Origin of the sequence: Mycobacterium seoulense (genome assembly GCF_010731595.1) — a bacterium.
Taxonomy (GTDB): Bacteria; Actinomycetota; Actinomycetes; order Mycobacteriales; family Mycobacteriaceae; genus Mycobacterium; species Mycobacterium seoulense.
In genome coordinates this window covers 4,165,747-4,183,643 of the sequence record NZ_AP022582.1, presented here as the reverse complement: position 1 = coordinate 4,183,643, position 17,897 = coordinate 4,165,747, and the positions used below count along the sequence as shown (strand labels likewise).

The 17,897-nt window shown below is 67.5% G+C and carries 14 protein-coding genes; 3 read left to right on the top strand and 11 right to left on the bottom strand.

The window, feature by feature from the left end:
- Nucleotides 1-43 precede the first annotated feature (43 nt).
- From espB (G6N37_RS19375) to G6N37_RS19365, 3 genes are all read left to right on the top strand, one after another.
- Nucleotides 44-1,492 (top strand): EspB family ESX-1 secretion system-associated protein, encoded by a 1,449-nt coding sequence (gene espB / locus G6N37_RS19375; RefSeq protein ID WP_163682887.1) that lies wholly within the window; start codon nt 44-46, stop codon nt 1,490-1,492.
- Between the two features lie 9 nt (nt 1,493-1,501).
- Nucleotides 1,502-1,849, top strand: a complete 348-nt coding sequence (locus G6N37_RS19370; protein WP_163682886.1) for a YbaB/EbfC family nucleoid-associated protein — start codon at nt 1,502-1,504, stop codon at nt 1,847-1,849.
- Nucleotides 1,850-2,016: 167 nt separating this feature from the next.
- Nucleotides 2,017-4,191: a hypothetical protein gene (locus G6N37_RS19365; protein ID WP_163682884.1), complete on the top strand. Its 2,175-nt coding sequence runs from the start codon at nt 2,017-2,019 to the stop codon at nt 4,189-4,191.
- Between the two features lie 83 nt (nt 4,192-4,274).
- On the opposite strand, the gene espB (G6N37_RS19360) is transcribed toward G6N37_RS19365, so the two are convergent.
- The 11 genes from espB (G6N37_RS19360) to eccB form a co-directional block, all read right to left on the bottom strand.
- Nucleotides 4,275-5,708: an EspB family ESX-1 secretion system-associated protein gene (gene espB / locus G6N37_RS19360; protein ID WP_163682882.1), complete on the bottom strand. Its 1,434-nt coding sequence runs from the start codon at nt 5,706-5,708 to the stop codon at nt 4,275-4,277.
- Between the two features lie 309 nt (nt 5,709-6,017).
- The gene (locus tag G6N37_RS19355) at nt 6,018-6,734 is read right to left on the bottom strand and encodes an ICP22 family protein (RefSeq protein WP_163682879.1); all 717 of its coding nucleotides are present in this window, start codon (nt 6,732-6,734) and stop codon (nt 6,018-6,020) included.
- 92 nt (nt 6,735-6,826) lie between these two features.
- Nucleotides 6,827-8,377, bottom strand: coding sequence for a type VII secretion integral membrane protein EccD (eccD, locus tag G6N37_RS19350; protein WP_179961863.1), 1,551 nt, complete (start codon nt 8,375-8,377; stop codon nt 6,827-6,829).
- A complete protein-coding gene (locus tag G6N37_RS26675; RefSeq protein WP_163682877.1) occupies nt 8,374-10,098 on the bottom strand; it encodes a MinD/ParA family ATP-binding protein in 1,725 nt (574 codons plus the stop codon). Before G6N37_RS26675 ends, eccD begins: the two co-directional genes overlap by 4 nt.
- Before the next feature lie 105 nt (nt 10,099-10,203).
- Entirely contained in the window at nt 10,204-10,491 is a 288-nt protein-coding gene (locus tag G6N37_RS19340; protein WP_163682875.1) for a WXG100 family type VII secretion target, read from the bottom strand.
- 40 nt (nt 10,492-10,531) lie between these two features.
- Nucleotides 10,532-10,825, bottom strand: a complete 294-nt coding sequence (locus tag G6N37_RS19335) for a WXG100 family type VII secretion target (protein ID WP_372514702.1) — start codon at nt 10,823-10,825, stop codon at nt 10,532-10,534.
- A 97-nt stretch (nt 10,826-10,922) separates the two neighbouring features.
- Nucleotides 10,923-12,119, bottom strand: coding sequence for a PPE family protein (locus G6N37_RS19330; protein ID WP_163682873.1), 1,197 nt, complete (start codon nt 12,117-12,119; stop codon nt 10,923-10,925).
- Nucleotides 12,120-12,154: 35 nt separating this feature from the next.
- Nucleotides 12,155-12,301, bottom strand: a complete 147-nt coding sequence (locus tag G6N37_RS19325) for a hypothetical protein (RefSeq protein WP_163682871.1) — start codon at nt 12,299-12,301, stop codon at nt 12,155-12,157.
- 110 nt (nt 12,302-12,411) lie between these two features.
- On the bottom strand, nt 12,412-14,211 hold the full coding sequence (gene eccCb, locus G6N37_RS19320; RefSeq protein ID WP_163682869.1) for a type VII secretion protein EccCb: 1,800 nt from the start codon (nt 14,209-14,211) through the stop codon (nt 12,412-12,414).
- A complete protein-coding gene (gene eccCa / locus G6N37_RS19315) occupies nt 14,208-16,448 on the bottom strand; it encodes a type VII secretion protein EccCa (protein WP_163682867.1) in 2,241 nt (746 codons plus the stop codon). The genes eccCb and eccCa overlap by 4 nt, the downstream gene beginning before the upstream one ends.
- Complete coding sequence (gene eccB, locus G6N37_RS19310) at nt 16,445-17,896, bottom strand: type VII secretion protein EccB (RefSeq protein ID WP_163682865.1); 1,452 nt, start codon at nt 17,894-17,896, stop codon at nt 16,445-16,447. Before eccB ends, eccCa begins: the two co-directional genes overlap by 4 nt.
- Nucleotide 17,897: the final 1 nt, after the last annotated feature.

The following is a 17,897-nucleotide window of genomic DNA, read 5'->3' as shown; positions in this document are numbered from 1 at the left end:
ACTAGCGACGGCGCCCTTAGGGCACCGAGGAGAACGATCCGATATGACGCAGACGCTGAAGGTCGAATACGACGAACTCATGCGGAGAGCTGCCGAACTCGAGGAACCACTGCCGACTCCACCGCCCGGCGACCCACTTCCGACGAGCGCCCTCTCCATTGCCGTTGGTGCTGCCACACAACTCGCGATGTCCGCCAACACGATTCGGCAGTACCTCGGATATTGCGAACGGGAATACAAACGGCTGGCGAAATCATTGAGGAATGCGGCCAAAGCCTATGAGGAGGTTGACGAAGAGGCCGCGCAGTCTATCGACAACACCGTGTCCGGATCAGGGACTACAGGCGGCGTGGCCGGGACCGAACAGATGATCATCAACTGCGATCCGGACGAGGACTGGGGCCTAGATTTGCCCAAGCCGGCGCCGCCCCCGCCGCCCCCGCCTTTTGAATATCCTTATTACGAGGTCAGGCAGGCGGCGTACGACATCGAAGCTCCCGACCAGGGCGCGTCGTTTCTGGATTTCTCGAGGAAATGGGATGCCTATCAGCGCACGCTGCAAGAGCGCGCGCTCGATCGGTTCCGGCCGTTTATGGATTGGGAAAGCGACAGTCAGCTCCTCGTTGAGCAAAACTTTGAACAGCACCGCAATTACCTATTCTCCATGGTGCAGTACTGTGTTCAGGTTTCCAACCAAGCCAAAGCCGTTTACGACGCGCACAAGAAGGCGCGGTGGGAACATCCCACGCCGTACGATATCGAATCGACCGACGGCTGGTACAAGTATTACAAAAGCATTGGCGACCAGAACTGGACTTGGTGGGCCATCGGACGCTACCAGGAATTGCAGACCAAATCGGAAGAGGTATTGGACGCCTTTGTGCGGGAGGCGAGTCTACCGCTGGCGCCGGTGACGCCGAAGAGTCCACCCATGGCCACCCGCATCGCCCCGCCGCCCGACCCCAGCCAGCCCGGCGAAGGCGACGGGACGATTCCCGGGGGCCCGTATGACGGCCTACCCGGCGACGAGGGCGGGCTTGGCACCCCACCCACCCTGCCGACAATGCCGCCGGGCATGGGCGGAGCGCCGGACAAGGGGGCCATGGACGCCGCCATGAAAGACGCGTTGAAGGGCAAGCCCGGTATGCCGGCCGGGGCGGGGATGAAACCGGCGTCGCTGGGGGGCGGCGGCGGGGGCGGCGTGCCCGGGATGCCGCTCCAGCCCGCGGTGGATTCCGAAGCGGCGTCACGGCCGGCCGGCGCGGGACCCGGGGCCGCAGGCCCGGGCCGTGCGATGCCGGGTGCGGCCGCCGCCGCCGGCGGCGGCATGGGTGGCGGCATGGCTCCGATGGGGGGCGCAGGGCAGGGGCAGAACCAGGGCAAGGGCAAACGTGTGCAGTCCGACGACGACTCGCTCTACACCGAGGAGCGGCCGTGGACCGAAGGCGTAATCGGTAATCGCCCACGCAAGGCAGCAGGCCCCGACAAGTAAGGACCCCGAATGACCATCGAGATGCACCCCCAGGTGGCAGAGGCGCTGCGGCAAGCGCAGCGGTTTCAGTCTGCCTTGGAAGACCAGCAATACCGGACAAACACGGAATCATTCAGTGCGACCGACGAATCCGAGACCGTCGAGGCGACCCTCAACGCGCGGCTGTGCCTGACCGGCCTGCAGATCGACGACGGGTTACTGCGGCTCGGCGCCGACACGGTCGAGCAACGCATCAACGAGGCGATTGGTAACGCGCAGGCCGTGGCGACGGACGCCATCGACGCCGAGCACGAGCGGCTGATCGAATTGGCCGCGGGGATCGCCGGTTCGCTCAAAGAGACCTTCGGCTTGGCCTGAGCGAAACCCGATGGCGGCCAAGGAGTTGACCGTTGCCGCGGGCGGTGACGGATGCACAATTTGCCGCAGTTGGCTTGGCTGAACGTCGATTACGCTTGATAACCATGATGTTCGGTACCTTCCGGCGGCCGAAGGGTTTCGCCCGTACTGCCGGAGAGGAGTAGGCAATGGGCGTCGCGAAGCCGATGGGCGAGTACGCCTCGCAGATGCTTGCCCCGGACGCCTGGCCGGAGGCAAACGAGGACAACTACTACGACCGGGCACAGCGGTACACCGAGGTGCTACGGCAGGTCACCGCGGTGATGGAGGCCTGCCAACATGAACAGAGCGAAATCTTCGACGGAGGATTTTGGTCGGGCGGTGCCGCCACCGCCGCCAAGAGCGAGCTCGGCACCAACATCGACGAACTGAAGAAGCTGCAGAACGGTCTGGCGACCGTGATCACCTGGCACAGGTATGTCGCCGATTCGATCGCTTGGGCCAAGTGGGACGTGAGCGACATCGTGGAGGCCGCGCAGACGCAAATCAATGCGCTTGAAAACGATGCCGGCCTGGATGCCGCCGAGCGGACGGCCGCGATCAATACGGTGATCAGCACCGCCTACGGGGCGAACCTCAGCGTGGTAACGAGCACCGCCGAGCGAATTGTGGCGAGCAAAACGTGGAAGCCGCCCAACAATGCACTGCAGGACCTGCTCGATCAGAAGACACCGCCCCCGGTCGGGCTTCCTGATACCCCGGTCCGGACACCACCTGTGGAGGAAGAGCGCCCGCGGCCCAGTCCCGCGCCACCCGCGCCCGTGAGCCCGCCGCCGGCCGCGCCGCCGCTGCCACCACCTGGAATGCCCACGGGCGGTGGCGCGCAACCGCCGTCCGGAATGCCTACCCTTCCGGGGCAGCCGCACGTACCGCCCGCCGCGGCGCCGGGCGGATCCGGACCGGCGGTGCCGGGCGGACCGGGGGGCATACCGGGGGCTCCCCTGGGCCCCGCGGCTCCGCTCAGCCCGGCCGCGTCGGCGGAACCCCTAGGTTCAGGTGGACGCGGCAAGGGCATGACGCCGGCGTCGTTGATGTCACCGTCGGTGGCGCCCCGCACGGAAGACGCGGCCGCGGCCGCACCGGCCGGGGCGGCGGGCATGCCGGCCGCGCCGATGGGGGCCTCGGGTGGCGGATCACGTGGCGGCGGAGCCGGTGCGGGCCCCGGGGCGGGTTCCAGCGCTCCCGCCGGGCCGAGGTCGCAGGGCGGTAGCGCTGCCACCAGGCCGGCCGCGGCCGGCAACAGGGCGGCCCCTCGGCCGAGTGCCTCCGCTGCCGATCCGACCTCGTCGACTGAACGCGTTGACTCGGCGGATTCCGTTGTGGTGACGCCGATTATCCCGGTCTCGAAAGCGCGCGCCGAACGCGACGCCATCGCCGAGGCCGCGACCGCCGATGCGGCCCGCCGCCAGAGCGGCGGGACCGATCCGCTGCGGTTGGCGCGGCGCATCGCGGCGGCGTTGAACGCACCCGGCAGTCCCGGCGCGGGCGATCTCGGTTTCTTCTGGGTCACCGCGGTGACCACCGACGGCGCGATCGTGGTGGCCAACAGCTACGGGCTCGCCTACATCCCCGACGGAGTGCAATTACCCGAACAGGTGCAGATGGCGACCGCCGATGGGTCGATAGCTGCCGCCGAAAGGGCCGGCTGGGCCACTTATCCGGTGATGGCCGTGCAGGGTTGGGCGGACCATCACGATAAGAAGCTGCGGGCGGTGATCGCGACCGAGGAGCAATTGGCCGATTCCGATTCCGGCGCGGCCAAGATCGTGCTCAAGCCGGATGACATCCCGGACAGCGGAGACATGATCGGCAGGTCACGCCTCGAGGTGGTTGACCCCGAGGCGGCGGATCGGTTGGCGGCCACCACCGATGTGCGGTTGGTGAGCATGTTGCCGCCGGCGCCGGCGGACACCAAGCCGTCGGCTGACCAGCAACGCGCGCCCGATGAGTTGGTGGATCCCGAGACTGCCGCACGGCTCGCGGCATCGCTGGCCGAAGGGAAGATCAGCCTGCAGGAGATGCTGGCCGAGATGCCGGTGCCGCCGCAGGATGACAGCCCCAGCGCCGACGAGCGGCCCATGTTGTGGTTCGAGCTGATGAAACCCCTTGCCAGTCGTTCGCCCGGGCGACGGGTCGCGCATCTGCGGGCGTTCCATCGCTACGCCGAGCACGCCCAAGAGGTCATCCTCCACCAGGCGCACACCGCAGCCGATCCCGCCGCCCAGCGCGCCGCCGTCGCCGACTGGCTGTACTGGAAGCACCTCGACGGATTGTTGGCCGCGGCCCTATCCGACGCTTCGTGAAACGAAAAGGCGGGCCTCTCCCAGGTTCCCGGCACCCCTCGGCCGAGATGGGAAAGGCCCGCCTTCGTTTGAGCGTTGGCTGATTACTTGGCCTCCCTTCCCTCGGGGACGTCCCTGCGCCGGCGGCCGATGACGCCCTCGGTCCACGGCCGCTGCTCGGTATAGAGGGACTCCTGGTCCTGGGTCGCGCGCTTGCCCTTGGCGTTGTGCTGCCCCTGAGCGCCGGGAGCGCCCATCGGAGCCGCGCCCATGCCACCGGCCCCCAAACCGGCCGTGGCGCTCGGGATCCCGCGGCCCGGTCCCGTGGGCCCGGCGGCCGCGCCGACCGGTCGTGACGCCGCTTCGGCGTCCATCGGGGGCTGCAAGGGCATCGACGGCAGGCCACCACCAATTCCCTTGCCCCCGAATGAGGCCGGTTTGACACCCGGCGCTGTCGAGCCAGCGGGCGCCCCCCTCAATGCGCCCGCTGGCGTCGGGTCGGTGGGCATCGGCGGCGTGCCGGCAAACGGCGCGCTCGGCATGCCCGTCGGGGTGGTCACATATTCGTCGCCGTAGGGCAACTCGTCGTACGGGGTGCCGGGATCCGTCTCGTACGAGCCAGGCTCGGGAGGCGGAGCGATGTAGTAGGCGGCAGGAGGCTTGGGGGGATTGATCGGCGCCAACGGTAATGCCGCCCGCTTTTCGTACTCGGCCAGCACTTCTTCCGATTTCTTCTGCAACCTCGCGTACTCCTCTTCCAGAGCGGGCTTGACGCTGCCCTTCCAGTGCGCCGCGGGTAAGTGAGTTTGGAAGTGGACCCAGGCATCGTCGAGTTCCTTCAGCTGCGCGACCGTGGGATGCTCGGTCACCGCCCAGCGGTGCGTTGACATGACGCCTTGCGCCTGGCTGACCATCGTGCCGGACAACGCCGCCATCTGGTCCAACCACGACCTGTGCGAATCGAAGTTGTCTTCAACGGCATACGCGGCGTCGCCATACCAATCGACGAACGGCCGGAATCGATAGCGGGCTTCAAGCAGCGTCCGTTGGTGAACGGTCCACGCCGACGCGAACAGATCGAACGAGATGCCCTGATCAAGCGCGGCGATCTCCTCGGCGGCCTGCCGGACCGGGTAATAAGGCGTCTCTTCAACCGGCGCCGCAACCTTTTTCGTGTCGCTCAGTGTCACCGGGTCCGGCCCTTCGTCCGCGAGGCCGGGCGTCGCCGGCGACACGGACGTGCCGTTGTCAATGGCCTCCTCCGCGCTTTCGTCCACTTCCTCGTAGGCCTTGGCAGCGTTTCGCAGCGACTCCGCCAGTCGCCGGCGCTCCCGGTCGCCCACGCCCAGATAAAGCCGCATGTTGTCGGCGGACAACGCAAGTTGCGCGGCGGCCGCGGTGACCATCGCCAGGGCGCAGGGCGCGCCGGGGTTCTCGGCAGGCTGGCCCGGAATCGCGGCCTCCACCTCGTCGGCCCGCGTCATCAGCTCCTGGTACTCCACACTCAGCGCCTGCGGTTGCGTCAGCGTCTGCGTCACGGTCGTCTCCTCCGAGTCGGTGCTGTAGTCAAATGACTACAGTGTGCTACCCCGGAAGTGTAGTCATATGACTACACCAGATGCAAGGCCATCGGACCAGCAGTTATGTCCGACAGACCGGGAAGAGGTGGTCGCGGGCGATCATCGACAGCGCGGACCAGCTATGCCCCGAGCGGGGGGCCGGCGGCCACATCGATTGCGATCTCTACGCCCGCGCGCGTCAACCACGACCTGGTCGATCCATCGCCGCTGAGACGCACACGCCGGCTCAGCCTCAACCGAGGCGCGGCTTGTCCGGGGACTATCGGCTCAGAGGGTGATCTCTGACGGCGCCGCCTCGGGTCCCGCCGTCGAGGGTGCCGCCACCGGCGCGCCCTGCGAGGTTTCGGAGCCCGGTGCCGCGCCCTCGGCGGGCACCCCCGGCTGCTCGCCTTCGTGGTTCTTTTCCTCGTCGACCTGACGCGCCCCGTCGTCGGGCTTGGTGCTGTCAGCGAGTTGCGCAGGCGTGGCGCCGGCGCCCTGCATGCCCTGCATGCTGCCCATCGCCCCCTGCATGCCCTGCATCACGGATCCCAGTGATCCTGCCGCGCCCGCCATTTGATCGAGTTGGGGCGCCGACGTGGCGGGCTGCGGAGTCGGCTTGACAGGCCCGGGCTTTTTGTCTTCCGCCGGTTCGTCTACCGGACCCCCCGCGGGCTTCTCGGCCGAACCGCCGGCCGCGGGCTCCGTTGCGGCGCCGCGGAACTGAACCTGCGTGAGGTGGTCACCGAGTCTCTCGTCGGTGTCGGTGTACATTGCGGCCGCGGCGGCGATGCTGGATCCCGTCTTGGACAGCGCGGCCTTGACGGCGGGCAATCCATCGGTCACCGGCGATTCGATGATCGGCAACGTCGCATTGACCGCCGCCGACACGGAATCCGTCCCGGGAGCCACGATCGGGGCGGGCGGCACGGGAAAGACCAGGTCGCGCAATGTGTTTCCCGCAGCCTGCAAACGGGAGGGCTCAACGACCAATGGTTCGATCATCAGCCGCTCTCCTCTACGCGTTTCCCGTCACGAGAATCTTACCCAACCCGGCACCCCCGGAACTGCGGCAATTTCGGGCGCCACCACCGTCGTCAGAATTGGATGTTGCGGACGATGTCGTAGACGCCGGTGATCCACAAGAGCATTGGCAGGATCGCGGCGACCAGGACGCCGTCGAGCAGTTCCAGAACGCGCTTCATGACCGGCGAGACGCGGCGAATCCCGATCGTCGCGGCGACGGCAGCGAGCGCAATCAGGCCGGTGCTCGCGAGGATGGTCAGCAACAGCCAGGCGCTGTGCGGAAACCAGATGCTCAACCTGGCAATTACCCCAACCGGGATCGCGACGGTTGCCGCCAGCAGCGCCCACGCGCACCAACGGTCCGCGTAGAGACGCGACCTGAATCCGCATGCGGCCGTGACCAAACCCGCCACCACCAGGCTGTGCACGAAGAAGTGTCCGCGCACCACGATCGCGATGGCGCCCACCGTCAGAACCAGGGTGCCGGCCGCAACGAATCCGATCAGCAGTCGCTTGGCCAACTCGCTGCGCTCGGTGAGGCGCACGGCGGAGTCGGGCACCGAGGCGATGATCGCCTGCCAGGTCCGGGCCTCCTTGTCGTCGCCGACCTCTTGGCCGGCAACCGCATCGAGCAATTCGTCATGATCGACGGCCTCGCCGGGCGCGGGAATCGGGGGCAGGGCGATCCTGGCCACGGCAACGGTCAGCTTCGCCGCGTTGGTGATGGTGAAGAGCCCGAAGACGATCGCTCCCGCCGGTACCCAGTGCTGCCAGCCATAGCCGAACGCCACGGCCGCCGCGGTGACCGCGATGGCGGTGATCACGACAAACGACGCAAGCTCGGAGCGCCGACGGGGCCCGCCCCGGGTCAGCAGCGTCAAGAACAGCACGACCGCTGCGGCGCCGGCCAGTTGGGGCGCCCCCAGCGGATCGGCTCCGCGCGGCCGCGGAATAGCCAGTGCCGCAGCAACTGTGATCAGCGGTGCCGCCGTCGCCAGCAGGCTCTCGGACAGGCTCGGATTCCGGTAGAACTTCTTCGCGCCCCAGCTGCCCGCCAGCGCCAGGAGCCCAGCAATACCCAGCGCCAACGGCCACCACAGGTGACGCCCGGTGTTCCACCACGCCAGTGCCGCAATGCTGGTAATGGCCAGGGCCACCACGGGAAGCGCGATGCCGACGAAGCGATTCAATGCGGTCCGGTCGAACTCCGGCGATTCGTCGAGCACGGCGATCGCGTCGATGACGTCCTCAACCAGCGGGCGGTACCGCTCCGTCCGGCTCACCGAAACGAGCGTCAGCAGCGACCCGTCGACGACGACCGCGTCGTCGAGGGACTTGTCGGGGTTCAGGGGCGGGGCTCCCGGCCTGGCGAAAGTCCAAGCGCCCTGGGCGGAAAAGTCAAAGCCGGCCAACACATCGGCCGGAGTATCTTCGAGCAGTTCGGCCAGCACCGCGACGGTGTCGTCGACGTAGGTCTCTATCGTTGCCGACGACGGCAGCACGACGTCGGTCATTCGCCGACCGGTGAGGATGGTCACCCGGGTCGTCGCGGGCTTGGCGGGCGTGGCGCCGGCGGGCCCGGCAGCGGCGGCCGCGCCGGCGGTGGCGGTGGGTGCGCTCAACGACGTTCACCCCTGTCGAAATCGTCGGACAGTGCTGCGGCAAGCTCGGTAATCCTACGCTTGTAGACCGGGTCGAACAGGCGAATGTCGATCTCCCCTCCGGCCGCAATGTGTTTGTCCCACGGCAACACCACCACTCGATCCGGCCGAACGTGCTGCCCGAACTGGCGAACCAGGTCAGTGATGGCGACGTTGGGCTCTCCCGGCGCAACATGGTTGATCACGACGCACGCGCGGCCGAGCAATTCGTGATGTCCGTTGTTACGCAACCAATCGATCGCGACCGCCGCCTGCCGGGCGCCGTCGACCGACGCGCTGGTCACGATGACCACCCCGGACGCCGTTGCGAGCACGCCGCGCGTCATACCCGCCCCGCAGTCGGCCAAGACCACGCTGTAGAACTTCGACACCGCGTCGGCCGCGAACTGCCAGTCCGCGGCGCTGAACGCGCGCTGCGCCGTGGCGTACTGCGCCGCGCCGAGCACCTCCAGGTTGACCGCGTTGACGCCGGTGTGCGCGCGGACGTCGTTGTAATGCGACGGGCCCTTGTCTGCAAGCAGTTCCGCTACGGTCGAGCCGGACCGATGGCCCGCGCGATCGGCGAGGTTACCCGAGTCGGCATCGGCATCGAGTGCCAGGATCCGGTCGCCTCGCACCTGTGCCAGCGCCGAGCCGAGGGCGACCGTCACGGTCGTCTTCCCCACCCCGCCCTTGAGGCCCACCACCGCGATCTGGTGAGAACCGCTCGGAATGCGGCGAATTCGCCGGTACAAGTCCTGCTCGTACTTTTCGTCCCGGGACGGGCCTGCGTTGATGCGCGTCAACTGGTACAACCAGTGTTGCCAACCCCGTTGAGGTACCGCCCTTTCCGCTGTCTTCCTGGCCGGTTGCACGCCAATGTGGGTGACGGCATCTGTGCTGCCGCGATCACCATTCACCGCTACGGGAGGCGATTTCGGCTGCGCCGGCGCCTCGGCGAGCGGTTTCCGCGTTTGGCGAGGAGGACGGGCGGCAACCACGTCGGGTTCACGTTGCCGCAACGGCACCGGCCCGCCGTTGATTTTCGGTGCCGGGTGGCCGGTGCCCAAACTCGATGTCGTGGAAGGGCCGATCGCTGCTTTCGGACGACCCGGTCGGCTCTCGGCGCGGTGGCCGTGCCGGCTGGGCGCGGCGTTGGGTACGTTCGGCGCGTCGGTGTGATCGGCGCGGCGCGCATGCCGCGGCTGCGGGGCGGGGGGTTGGACCCGCGGTTCCGGTTGGGGCGCAGACGATTCCGGCCGGACCGGCGGCGGCTGCCGGTGGCGCCGGTCGGCCGGTGCGGATTCGGGTGGGGCCGGCGGTGGTTGCCGGGGCCGCTCTACCGGCGGCGGCTCGACCCGGGCCGGTGAAGGTTCTGGGAGCGGGTCGACCGGCATTGGTGGAGGTGGCGGGGGCGATTCCGTTCGATCGGATTGCTCGGGCAGGTCGACCGGCATGGGCGGCCTGGCCGGCTCGCTTGGTGGGGACCAGTCGACCGGCGGCGGTGTCGATTCCACTCGGGTGGGAACGGCGCGATCCGCCAGGTCGACCGGCATCGGTGGCGGGGGATGGCCGTTGGGTTTGGGCGGGCCGGACGGCATGGCAACCGGCGCATCGACGTCGAATTCCGTCTGCGCCGTGGCCTCATCGGGTAATTCCATTCCCTCGAGGGATTGGAAGAGCCGGTCGTAGTCGGCCGCCATCAAACCCTTCCGTCAAACACGTTCATGCGAGGAAGCACGAGAAGAGCCTAAATCGCCGGTCAGGTCGACGTGGCCCAATCTCGTGCTTCGCCGCTCGCCATCGTCTTACGTGAACATGCCCGTGACGCCGGATTCGGTTTGAGCCATCGCCTGGCTGGCCTCGGTGATGCGCTGGGACAGCGCCTGCAACGCGGCGTTGAGTTCAGCGGAGGTGTCGTCCCAATTCCGCTGGACCTGCTGGTAGGCCTCCGAACCGCTGCCGCCCCACGCCTCGGCCAGCTTGGCGAGGGAACTCTTCCCCTCGTCGAGAAGGCTCTGGGTGGTTTGCACAGCGCCCGCAATCGAGCTGGATCCCGCTTCGATACCGGCGAAATTCCATGACTGTTCCGACATATTGTTGCTCCGTTTCTTTGTGTTGCTGAGGGGTGATGGGTCAGAAGTTCATCTGCGACGACAGAGAACTGGCTTGTTCCTCGTCGGCCGAGGAGTACTGGATCCCGGCGCCGTGAATGTTCTGCGAAATCTCGCTGAGCGCCTTGATCTGGGCTTGGCCCGCTTCGTGGAAGCGCGTCAACGCCTGCTGAGCGGCGGCGCCGGCTTGACCGCGCCAGTGACCGGCCAACTCGCCCCCGGTCGACTCCACGGTCTGGATGACCCGCTGGAGCTCTCCGGAGATCCTGTCGAAGTTGCTAGCCTCCGCGCTGAGGGTAGCGGCATCGGTCTTCATCTCTGCCATGCTGGACTACTTTCTCTGTTTGCTGTCCTCGCCAAGTGTTGGCAAGTCTTCCGGCCCGGGCGGCCGGGAAGTCTTTCTCTGTGGGCGCTCACCAGTCGTCCTCGTGGTCAAGGTCGGCGTCGCCGCCGTCGTCCGGATGCGAGGCCAGCAGTGTGGGGGAGGCCAGCCCTGGCCTGGTGCCGCCGCCGGATTGAGCGGCGCCGCTCGCCATGCCGACGGGAGCGGCGCCGCCCGCCGCCGACGACCCGGCGCCGGCGCCGGCGGGCGTAACCACTTGCGCTGGCTTATCGATCAGCTGGCTCATAATTCCCGTGCGCGCCGCGGTGCCGCCGGCACCGGGCAGCGCTTCCGAGCGGATGAGTCCCATGCCCATGCTGGGGCCCGATCCCCCCGCCAGCGGATGGTTGGACAGCGGACTGGCACCGATCAGGCCCAGCTGTTTGCCTTCTTTGTCACCCAGGCCGCCGAGCTTGTCGCCGAACGGGTTATCGCCCGGGCCGCCCATGCCGCCTGTCTGGCCAGCCATCGACATCATTTGCTGCAGCGGCTGCATCAGCTGCTGCATGGGCCCGCCCAGCTGACCTATCTGTCCCAAGGACGGCATAGCCGGCTGCTCGAGCGGCACCCCGGCCTCGGGGAGGCTCTCGGGGATCTCGTCGGTCACCTCCGAGAGAGCGCGCATAGCCCCGGGGATGGCGTCGGAGCCCACGGCCGACAGGTTGCTCAAGGCCGCGGTGGTCACCGCCTCGCCGGCCGCCGGCTGCAGGATCGGCTTGACGGGTGGAAGCGGCTCGAAGGCCGTGTTCGCGATCGTCTCCGCCTGATAGATGTCCATCACGGCCGCGGCCTGATTCCACATGCGGACGAAATAATCCGTCTCGTTGAGTCCGATCGGCACCATGTTGATGCCGAGGAAGTTCGTGGCGGTGAGGACCGCGTGGGTGATGTGGTTGGCCGCGATCTCCGGCAGCGATGGCGTCATGGCCAGCGCCGTCGTGTAGGCGGCGGCCTGCGCGGCGGCCCGCATCGCGCGTTGCTGGGCCTGCTGTGCCGCGGTCTGCAGCCAGGCGACCATCGGCATCGTCGCGGCTATGGCACGTTCGCTGCTCATGCCGGTCCACGAGGCCTTGAGGGAGACCAGGGCCGCAGACAACTCCACTGCCTGCGCCTCCAGGGCGCCCGCCAGCGCTTCCCAGCCGGCGGCGGCCTGCAGCATCGGCGCCGGGCCCGCTCCGGCCATCAGCCGCGCGGTGTTCAGCTCCGGTGGCATCGCGTGCCACAACATGGTATCCAGTCCCCTTGTCTGCGTGTGCTTTTCGGCTATTCCTGGAAGCCGGCCGCGATACCGAGGCGGCCGGCGGCGCCTTCGTCGACCGCCGCTGACGTCGCCGCCACACTCGGGTCGATATCGGCTGTCACTGCGCCGCCGATATCGACAAGCGTCGGGCTAAGTGCCATTTCTTGCATTTGCGTACCTCACCTGTACTTCCGCGCGCGATAAATTATTCAATTAGGGCTAAACAACGCTTACGACAACGCAGTCTCGGCTCGTTATGCGGGCGGTGGTCCAGTGCTTCCTACTGGGCGCTGGGATAATCGTAACCGCCCCCTGGAGGTGCTGAGTGCACTTCTTCTGGGGGATCCAAGTACGCGGCTTGGATGACCTCCTTTCCCTCGGGGGTGACGAAAAAGGCCTGGCCAGGGGGCCGCCGCTTGACCTGGATATCCCTCGACGGGAAATCCTGCTTATCGCCCGAAAGGAACAGGGTGGGCGATCCCGCCCCGTACGCGGCGCCGACGAACTTGTCCATCGTCGCCTTGTACGCGGAACTCATTTGACAGGTCACAATGATGTGCAGACCGATATCCTGAGAGGCGGGTAATAACGGCGCCAGCGGCGCCATGGGCGGTATTCCGCCGGACGCCGCCACAATCATGTGCCAATCGTCGACAAGAAGAACGACGTCGAATCCGCTCCACCACGACCGGGACCGCAGTTGTGCGGAGGTCAGGTCGGCCGGCGGCAACCGCTTCTGCAGATTGACCGCCAGCGCCTTGATGGCTTCGTCGAGTGTCGTGCTGTTGCGGTTGATCGCGCCCGCGTCCAGCAGATGGCTTTGCGGCACCGCGTCCAACAGCCCGGAGCGGTAGTCGGCGAGCATGAAGCGCACCTGCCTGGGACTGTTGCGGGCACAGATGGCCCGCGCGATCGCGTGGGCGGTGCGCGTCTTGCCCGACTTGGCCGCACCGAAAATCAGCAAGTGCGGCGTGGTGTACATATGCGCGTGGGCAACGGACAGATCGGATTCCCGGACCCCGACCGGGATCGTCCAGCGCGTGCGGTAATCGGAATCCGGCCCCGGCGGGTGCGGGTCGAGCTCGTAGAGGTAGATCCGCTCGGGCAGGACCCGGACCCTCGGCGCCCGCTCGGTGTGTTGGGCCGCAACCTCGTCCACGGCCGCGGTCAACGCCTCCACCAGGTTGTCCGCGCTGTGCACCCCGTCGAACCGGGGGACGCCGATCATCAAGTGGTGCTTCTCCGTCGACATCGCCCGGCCCGGGCGATTCGCCGGAATCTCGCGGGTGGCCCGATCGATCTGGGTGTCGTTGACGTCGCCGAGGCGGAACTCGATCTTGGTGCCGAGGTAATCGCGCACGCGCGATTTCAGTTCCGTCCAGCGTGGGGTGGTGATCACGACGTGGACGCCGAACGACAGCCCTTGCGCGGCCAGATCCTGGACCTGCGACTCGAGATCGGCGAACTCGCTGACGAAAGCCGGCCACCCGTCGATGACCAGGAAGACGTCACCGAACGGGTCGGCCGCGACCGGTTGGTTGGGGTCCTCGCGCAGCTGCCGGTACGCCGCGATCGAACCCACCCGGTGCTCCTTGAAGGTCGCCTCCCGCTGCCGCAGAACGGCTTGCACCTCCGCAACCACGCGCATGACGCGGTCGGGCTCCGATCGGGTGGCCACCCCGCCGACGTGCGGGAGGTTTTCGAGATAGATCAGGCCACCGCCGCCGAGATCGATGCAATAGAACTGCACTTGCCGCGGTGAGTGGGTGGCAGCGGCGGACAGCATCATCGTCTGAAGCAGCGTGGACTTCCCGGTCTGCGGCGCCCCCCCGATGCCGATGTTGCCGCCCGCGCCGGACACGTCCACGCCCCAGGTCGCCTGCCGGTGCATGCGCGGCTCGTCCATGATTCCCAGCGCGAACCGAAGGGGCTGGGGGTGGTCCTGAGCGATGAGTTCATTGATGGGTGTCGGGTCGGTCAGCGGGGGGAGCCACATCTTGTACGCGCGCGACTCGGTGGTGCTGAGTTGTTCGAGCACCACCTCGCGCAACGCGCGACCCTTGCCGGCCTCGATCGTCATGACGCCATCACCTCGTCGGGCATGGGTCCCGCGGTGAACGGCTGGATGCGGACCTTCTTCGGCCCGGTTTGCGGGGCGGCGCCGTTGCCCTCACCGTTGGTCTCGGCCCGAGTCGCCGGAACGTAGGTGTTGCCGGTGTACAAGGTGCTGAACTTGACCGGGTCCTCCATGCCGACCCGCAGAAATCCGACACCGCTCTCTTTGTTGGTGATGTATTGCGCCTCCGGGGTCCCGATCACCGCTTTGGATTCGTGGGAACTGGTGGTGCGCAGCGCGATGCGATACGTCAGGTTAGGCTCCAACTTGTCGATGCGCACGCCACCGGTTTGCAGCGACTGGGTGGCCAGCAGCAGGTGCACGCGCAGCGACCGCCCCACCCGGCAGATCCTGTCGAACAACCCGATGAAGTCGGGATGGCTCTGCAGCAGCTCGGCGAACTCGTCGACGACAACGAAAAGTGTTGGCAGCGGCGGTAGATCGGCGCCCCGCTCGCGGTATTTCTCATACTCGGCGACACCGGACAGCGCTCCGGCGGCACCGACCTTCATGCCGGCCTGCCGCAGAATCCCCTGCCGACGGTCGAGTTCGCCCGTCAGGACCTCGCCCATGCGGCTGACAAGCTCGGCCTCCTCGGCCATGTTGGTGACCACGGCGGCGGTGTGCGGCAGCTTTTCCATACCCAAAAACGTTGACCCGCCTTTGAAGTCGGTCAGCAGCAGGTTCACCTGGTCTGGGTGGTGCATCGCCACCAGCGACAGGATGAGCGTGCGCAGGAATTCGGACTTCCCCGACCCGGTGGTGCCGATGAGCATGCCGTGCGGTCCGGCGCCGAATTCGGCGCCCTCCTTGATGTCGAGGTACATGACGTTGCCGGTCTTGAGTTCGTGGCCGAACGGAATCTTCAGCCGGTCGCGGTCGGTATCGGTGAACATCCGCCACCGGCTCGGCGTCACCTCTTCGACGCTGTGGGCACCGACCAGTTGGTGCCATTCGGTCGCCGCCTTCTTCTGGATGCCCGTGCCCTTCTTGTCCAGCACCGTGCCGGTGATGGACCAGCCCGCCAGCCTCCGCGCGATGCGGGTGGCCTGCCGGGCCGACATGCGGTCGGCGACCGAGGTCACCTGGCGAAACTGCTGTCCCGGCAGCCGGTCGTCGGCGGTCCCGTCGTCGGCGACCCGGATGCGGTAGTTCGACCCGCGGTGATTGCCGAGCGTGATCACCGTGACGCCGGCCCTTCCGTCGGGTGGAAAGCCGGCCCTACCGCCGGTCAGGTCGACGACGACGACGTAGGGGCCGCCGGGTAGCGAGTCGGGGGTATGCGGCCCGCGGGCCGCCAGGTCGGCCAGGTTGTCCGGGCGGGTGTAGATCATGCGGACCGGCCCGGCGGCGTCCGTCTCGGTCGAGTGTTGCACGTGGGGCAGCCATTTCAGCCACGACCAGTCCGGGTCGTCCGGGTCGTCGGTCAGCACCCGGATCTGCAACAGGTCGGGCGGATGGAAGACGGCCAGGTGGCAGACCATTGCGGTCAGCAGGCCGGCCGCGCCCGCCGCGTCGCCCCCCACCGCGATCGTCGGAAAGGTGCGCAGCTGCACCAGTTTCGGGCAGTCATGGATGAGCCCGTGGGTGCGCAGGAACTTGACCACCCACATGTTGGCGACCGGCTCGAGGTACGGCTGCGGCGCCGCGGTCGGACCCGCCAGCTCCCCGCCCGCGGACGGCTTCATCAGGCGGTCGACCGCGGGTTGGTCACCGATCCCGATGCGGGTGGCTGCGTAGAAGTCGGCGTTCGCCGGGCGCGACCACTGCCGCGGTGTGCCGATGAGCGACCCCAGATCGTCGGGATGTGGTGCGTGGTAACCGAAGAACGCGACCTGTGCGCTGGCCGATGACGTCACCCGGGGACGGAGTCCGGCCAGATAGCGCAGGTACTCCTTGCGGTCGGCGTTGATCTCGGGAACCTTCTTGCCGCCGCCGCCGTGGCCGGCCATCATGCCCATCGACATCATGATCATCATCAGCGGCATCATCAGCATGTACGGCGACAGCTGCCTGGTGCCGGTGACCACCATGATCGCGATCATGCCGAGCATGCAGACACCCATCACATAAGGAAGGGCCTTCTGCACACCCGACGGCGGGATGTCCACCCCGAGGTCCTCGGGCGGGGTGAGGCCGATCTCGCCCGGGGTCAGCCGCGGTCCGCGCGTGACGGTGGGGGTGAACTTCCTGGTCGTCATGAGGGTCCTCCCGGGGCGGCCGCCGGGGCCTTTCGCGGGCTGGGATCAGCGGGCAGCGTGTCGTGCTCGAGCAGCGCGGCCTCCTTCGACAGCACCGGGCCGTCGACCAGCAGGCGCACGATCTCCCACGGCGCGGTCTTCGGCCCGCTCAGGCCCAATGCCGAGGCCGCCTGTGCGTCGGGCAGCCCGTAACGCACACCCTGTGGGTCGACGTAGTACAGCGATTCGCCGTACCGAGGGTCGGGGGACTGCAGCTGCAGATACTTGCCGCCGTCGGTGTAAACGGTTGCGGGGCCTTGGATCTGCTTGATCCCGGAATTCATCGCCGACGCCGGTATCGGCAGGTGACGACCGGTCAACACCGCGGTCTTCGGTGCTTGTTCGCCGGGCTTGCGCTCCCAGCTCCAGCACAGCGTGGGATCCGCCGGCCGGGACACGATCTTGATCGGTTCGTCCGGCAGCGGCGAGTTGTACACCAGTTCGGGAATCGCGACGACGGCGTTCGGAGGCAGGGACGGGGGTTCCACGAGTCCATACGATTGACTAGCGCGCAGCGCCGCGGCGGTATTGGCGTTCACCGGCGCCACACCGTCTTGCATCACGACGAAGTACCTTGTGCCCAAGGTGGTCCGGAGCTGCAGCACCGACCCGACCACCAGCTGGTCGGGAAGCCCGAGGGTGTTCGGCGCCCCTGCGCCGGGGATCGGCGGTAACTGCCAGGATCCCGCGTCGGGGAGCGCGTTGAACATGGCCGCGGACAGCGGGGTTGGCTTGGCGGTGCCGCGTATCCCGACCACGAAGGTCAGTGGGCGGTCACTGAGGTCAGTGGCGTGCCGACCCTTGGTGGTGATCACCCAATCTTTGCCTCCGTAGGACGCCAGCAGTGCCTCGTTCGGCAGGATCGGGTCTATCGCGGGGGTCTCGATGGCCAACGGCATCGCTATCACCGCCGTCTGCACGCTGGGAGTCGTACTCTCGGCCCTGATCGCGGTGTCGCAGAGCGCCCACGTCGACGAGGAGTCTGACGACACGGGCGTGGCATACGGGGCTCCGGGGATGCCGACGGATTGGCCCTTGGGAAAGCGGTTGAGTTCAGCGGGTTTGACGGCCTTGGGTTCGGCCGGGTTGCCCAGGATCAGCCGCGCCGAGGTCAGGTTGTAGACGGGGTGCAACTGGCCCGACACCATCAGGTAGAGCTGGTTGGTGGCGCGGTCGACGAACAGGTTGCCGCTGCCCAGCTTGCCCTGCGGCTTGAAGTACGCCATCGCCAGCGCCCCGACCACGACGAGCACCGAGACCAGGACACCCAGCGCGACGGAGCGGCTGTAGAACTGCAGCGGATCGTCGAACATGCGGGTGTCGCGCCGCACGATGGCGTGCTCGAGGCGCCGCAGCAGGAAGCGCCAGCCGCTGACCTGAACCTTGGTGGTTAGCCGAAATCCCGCCATG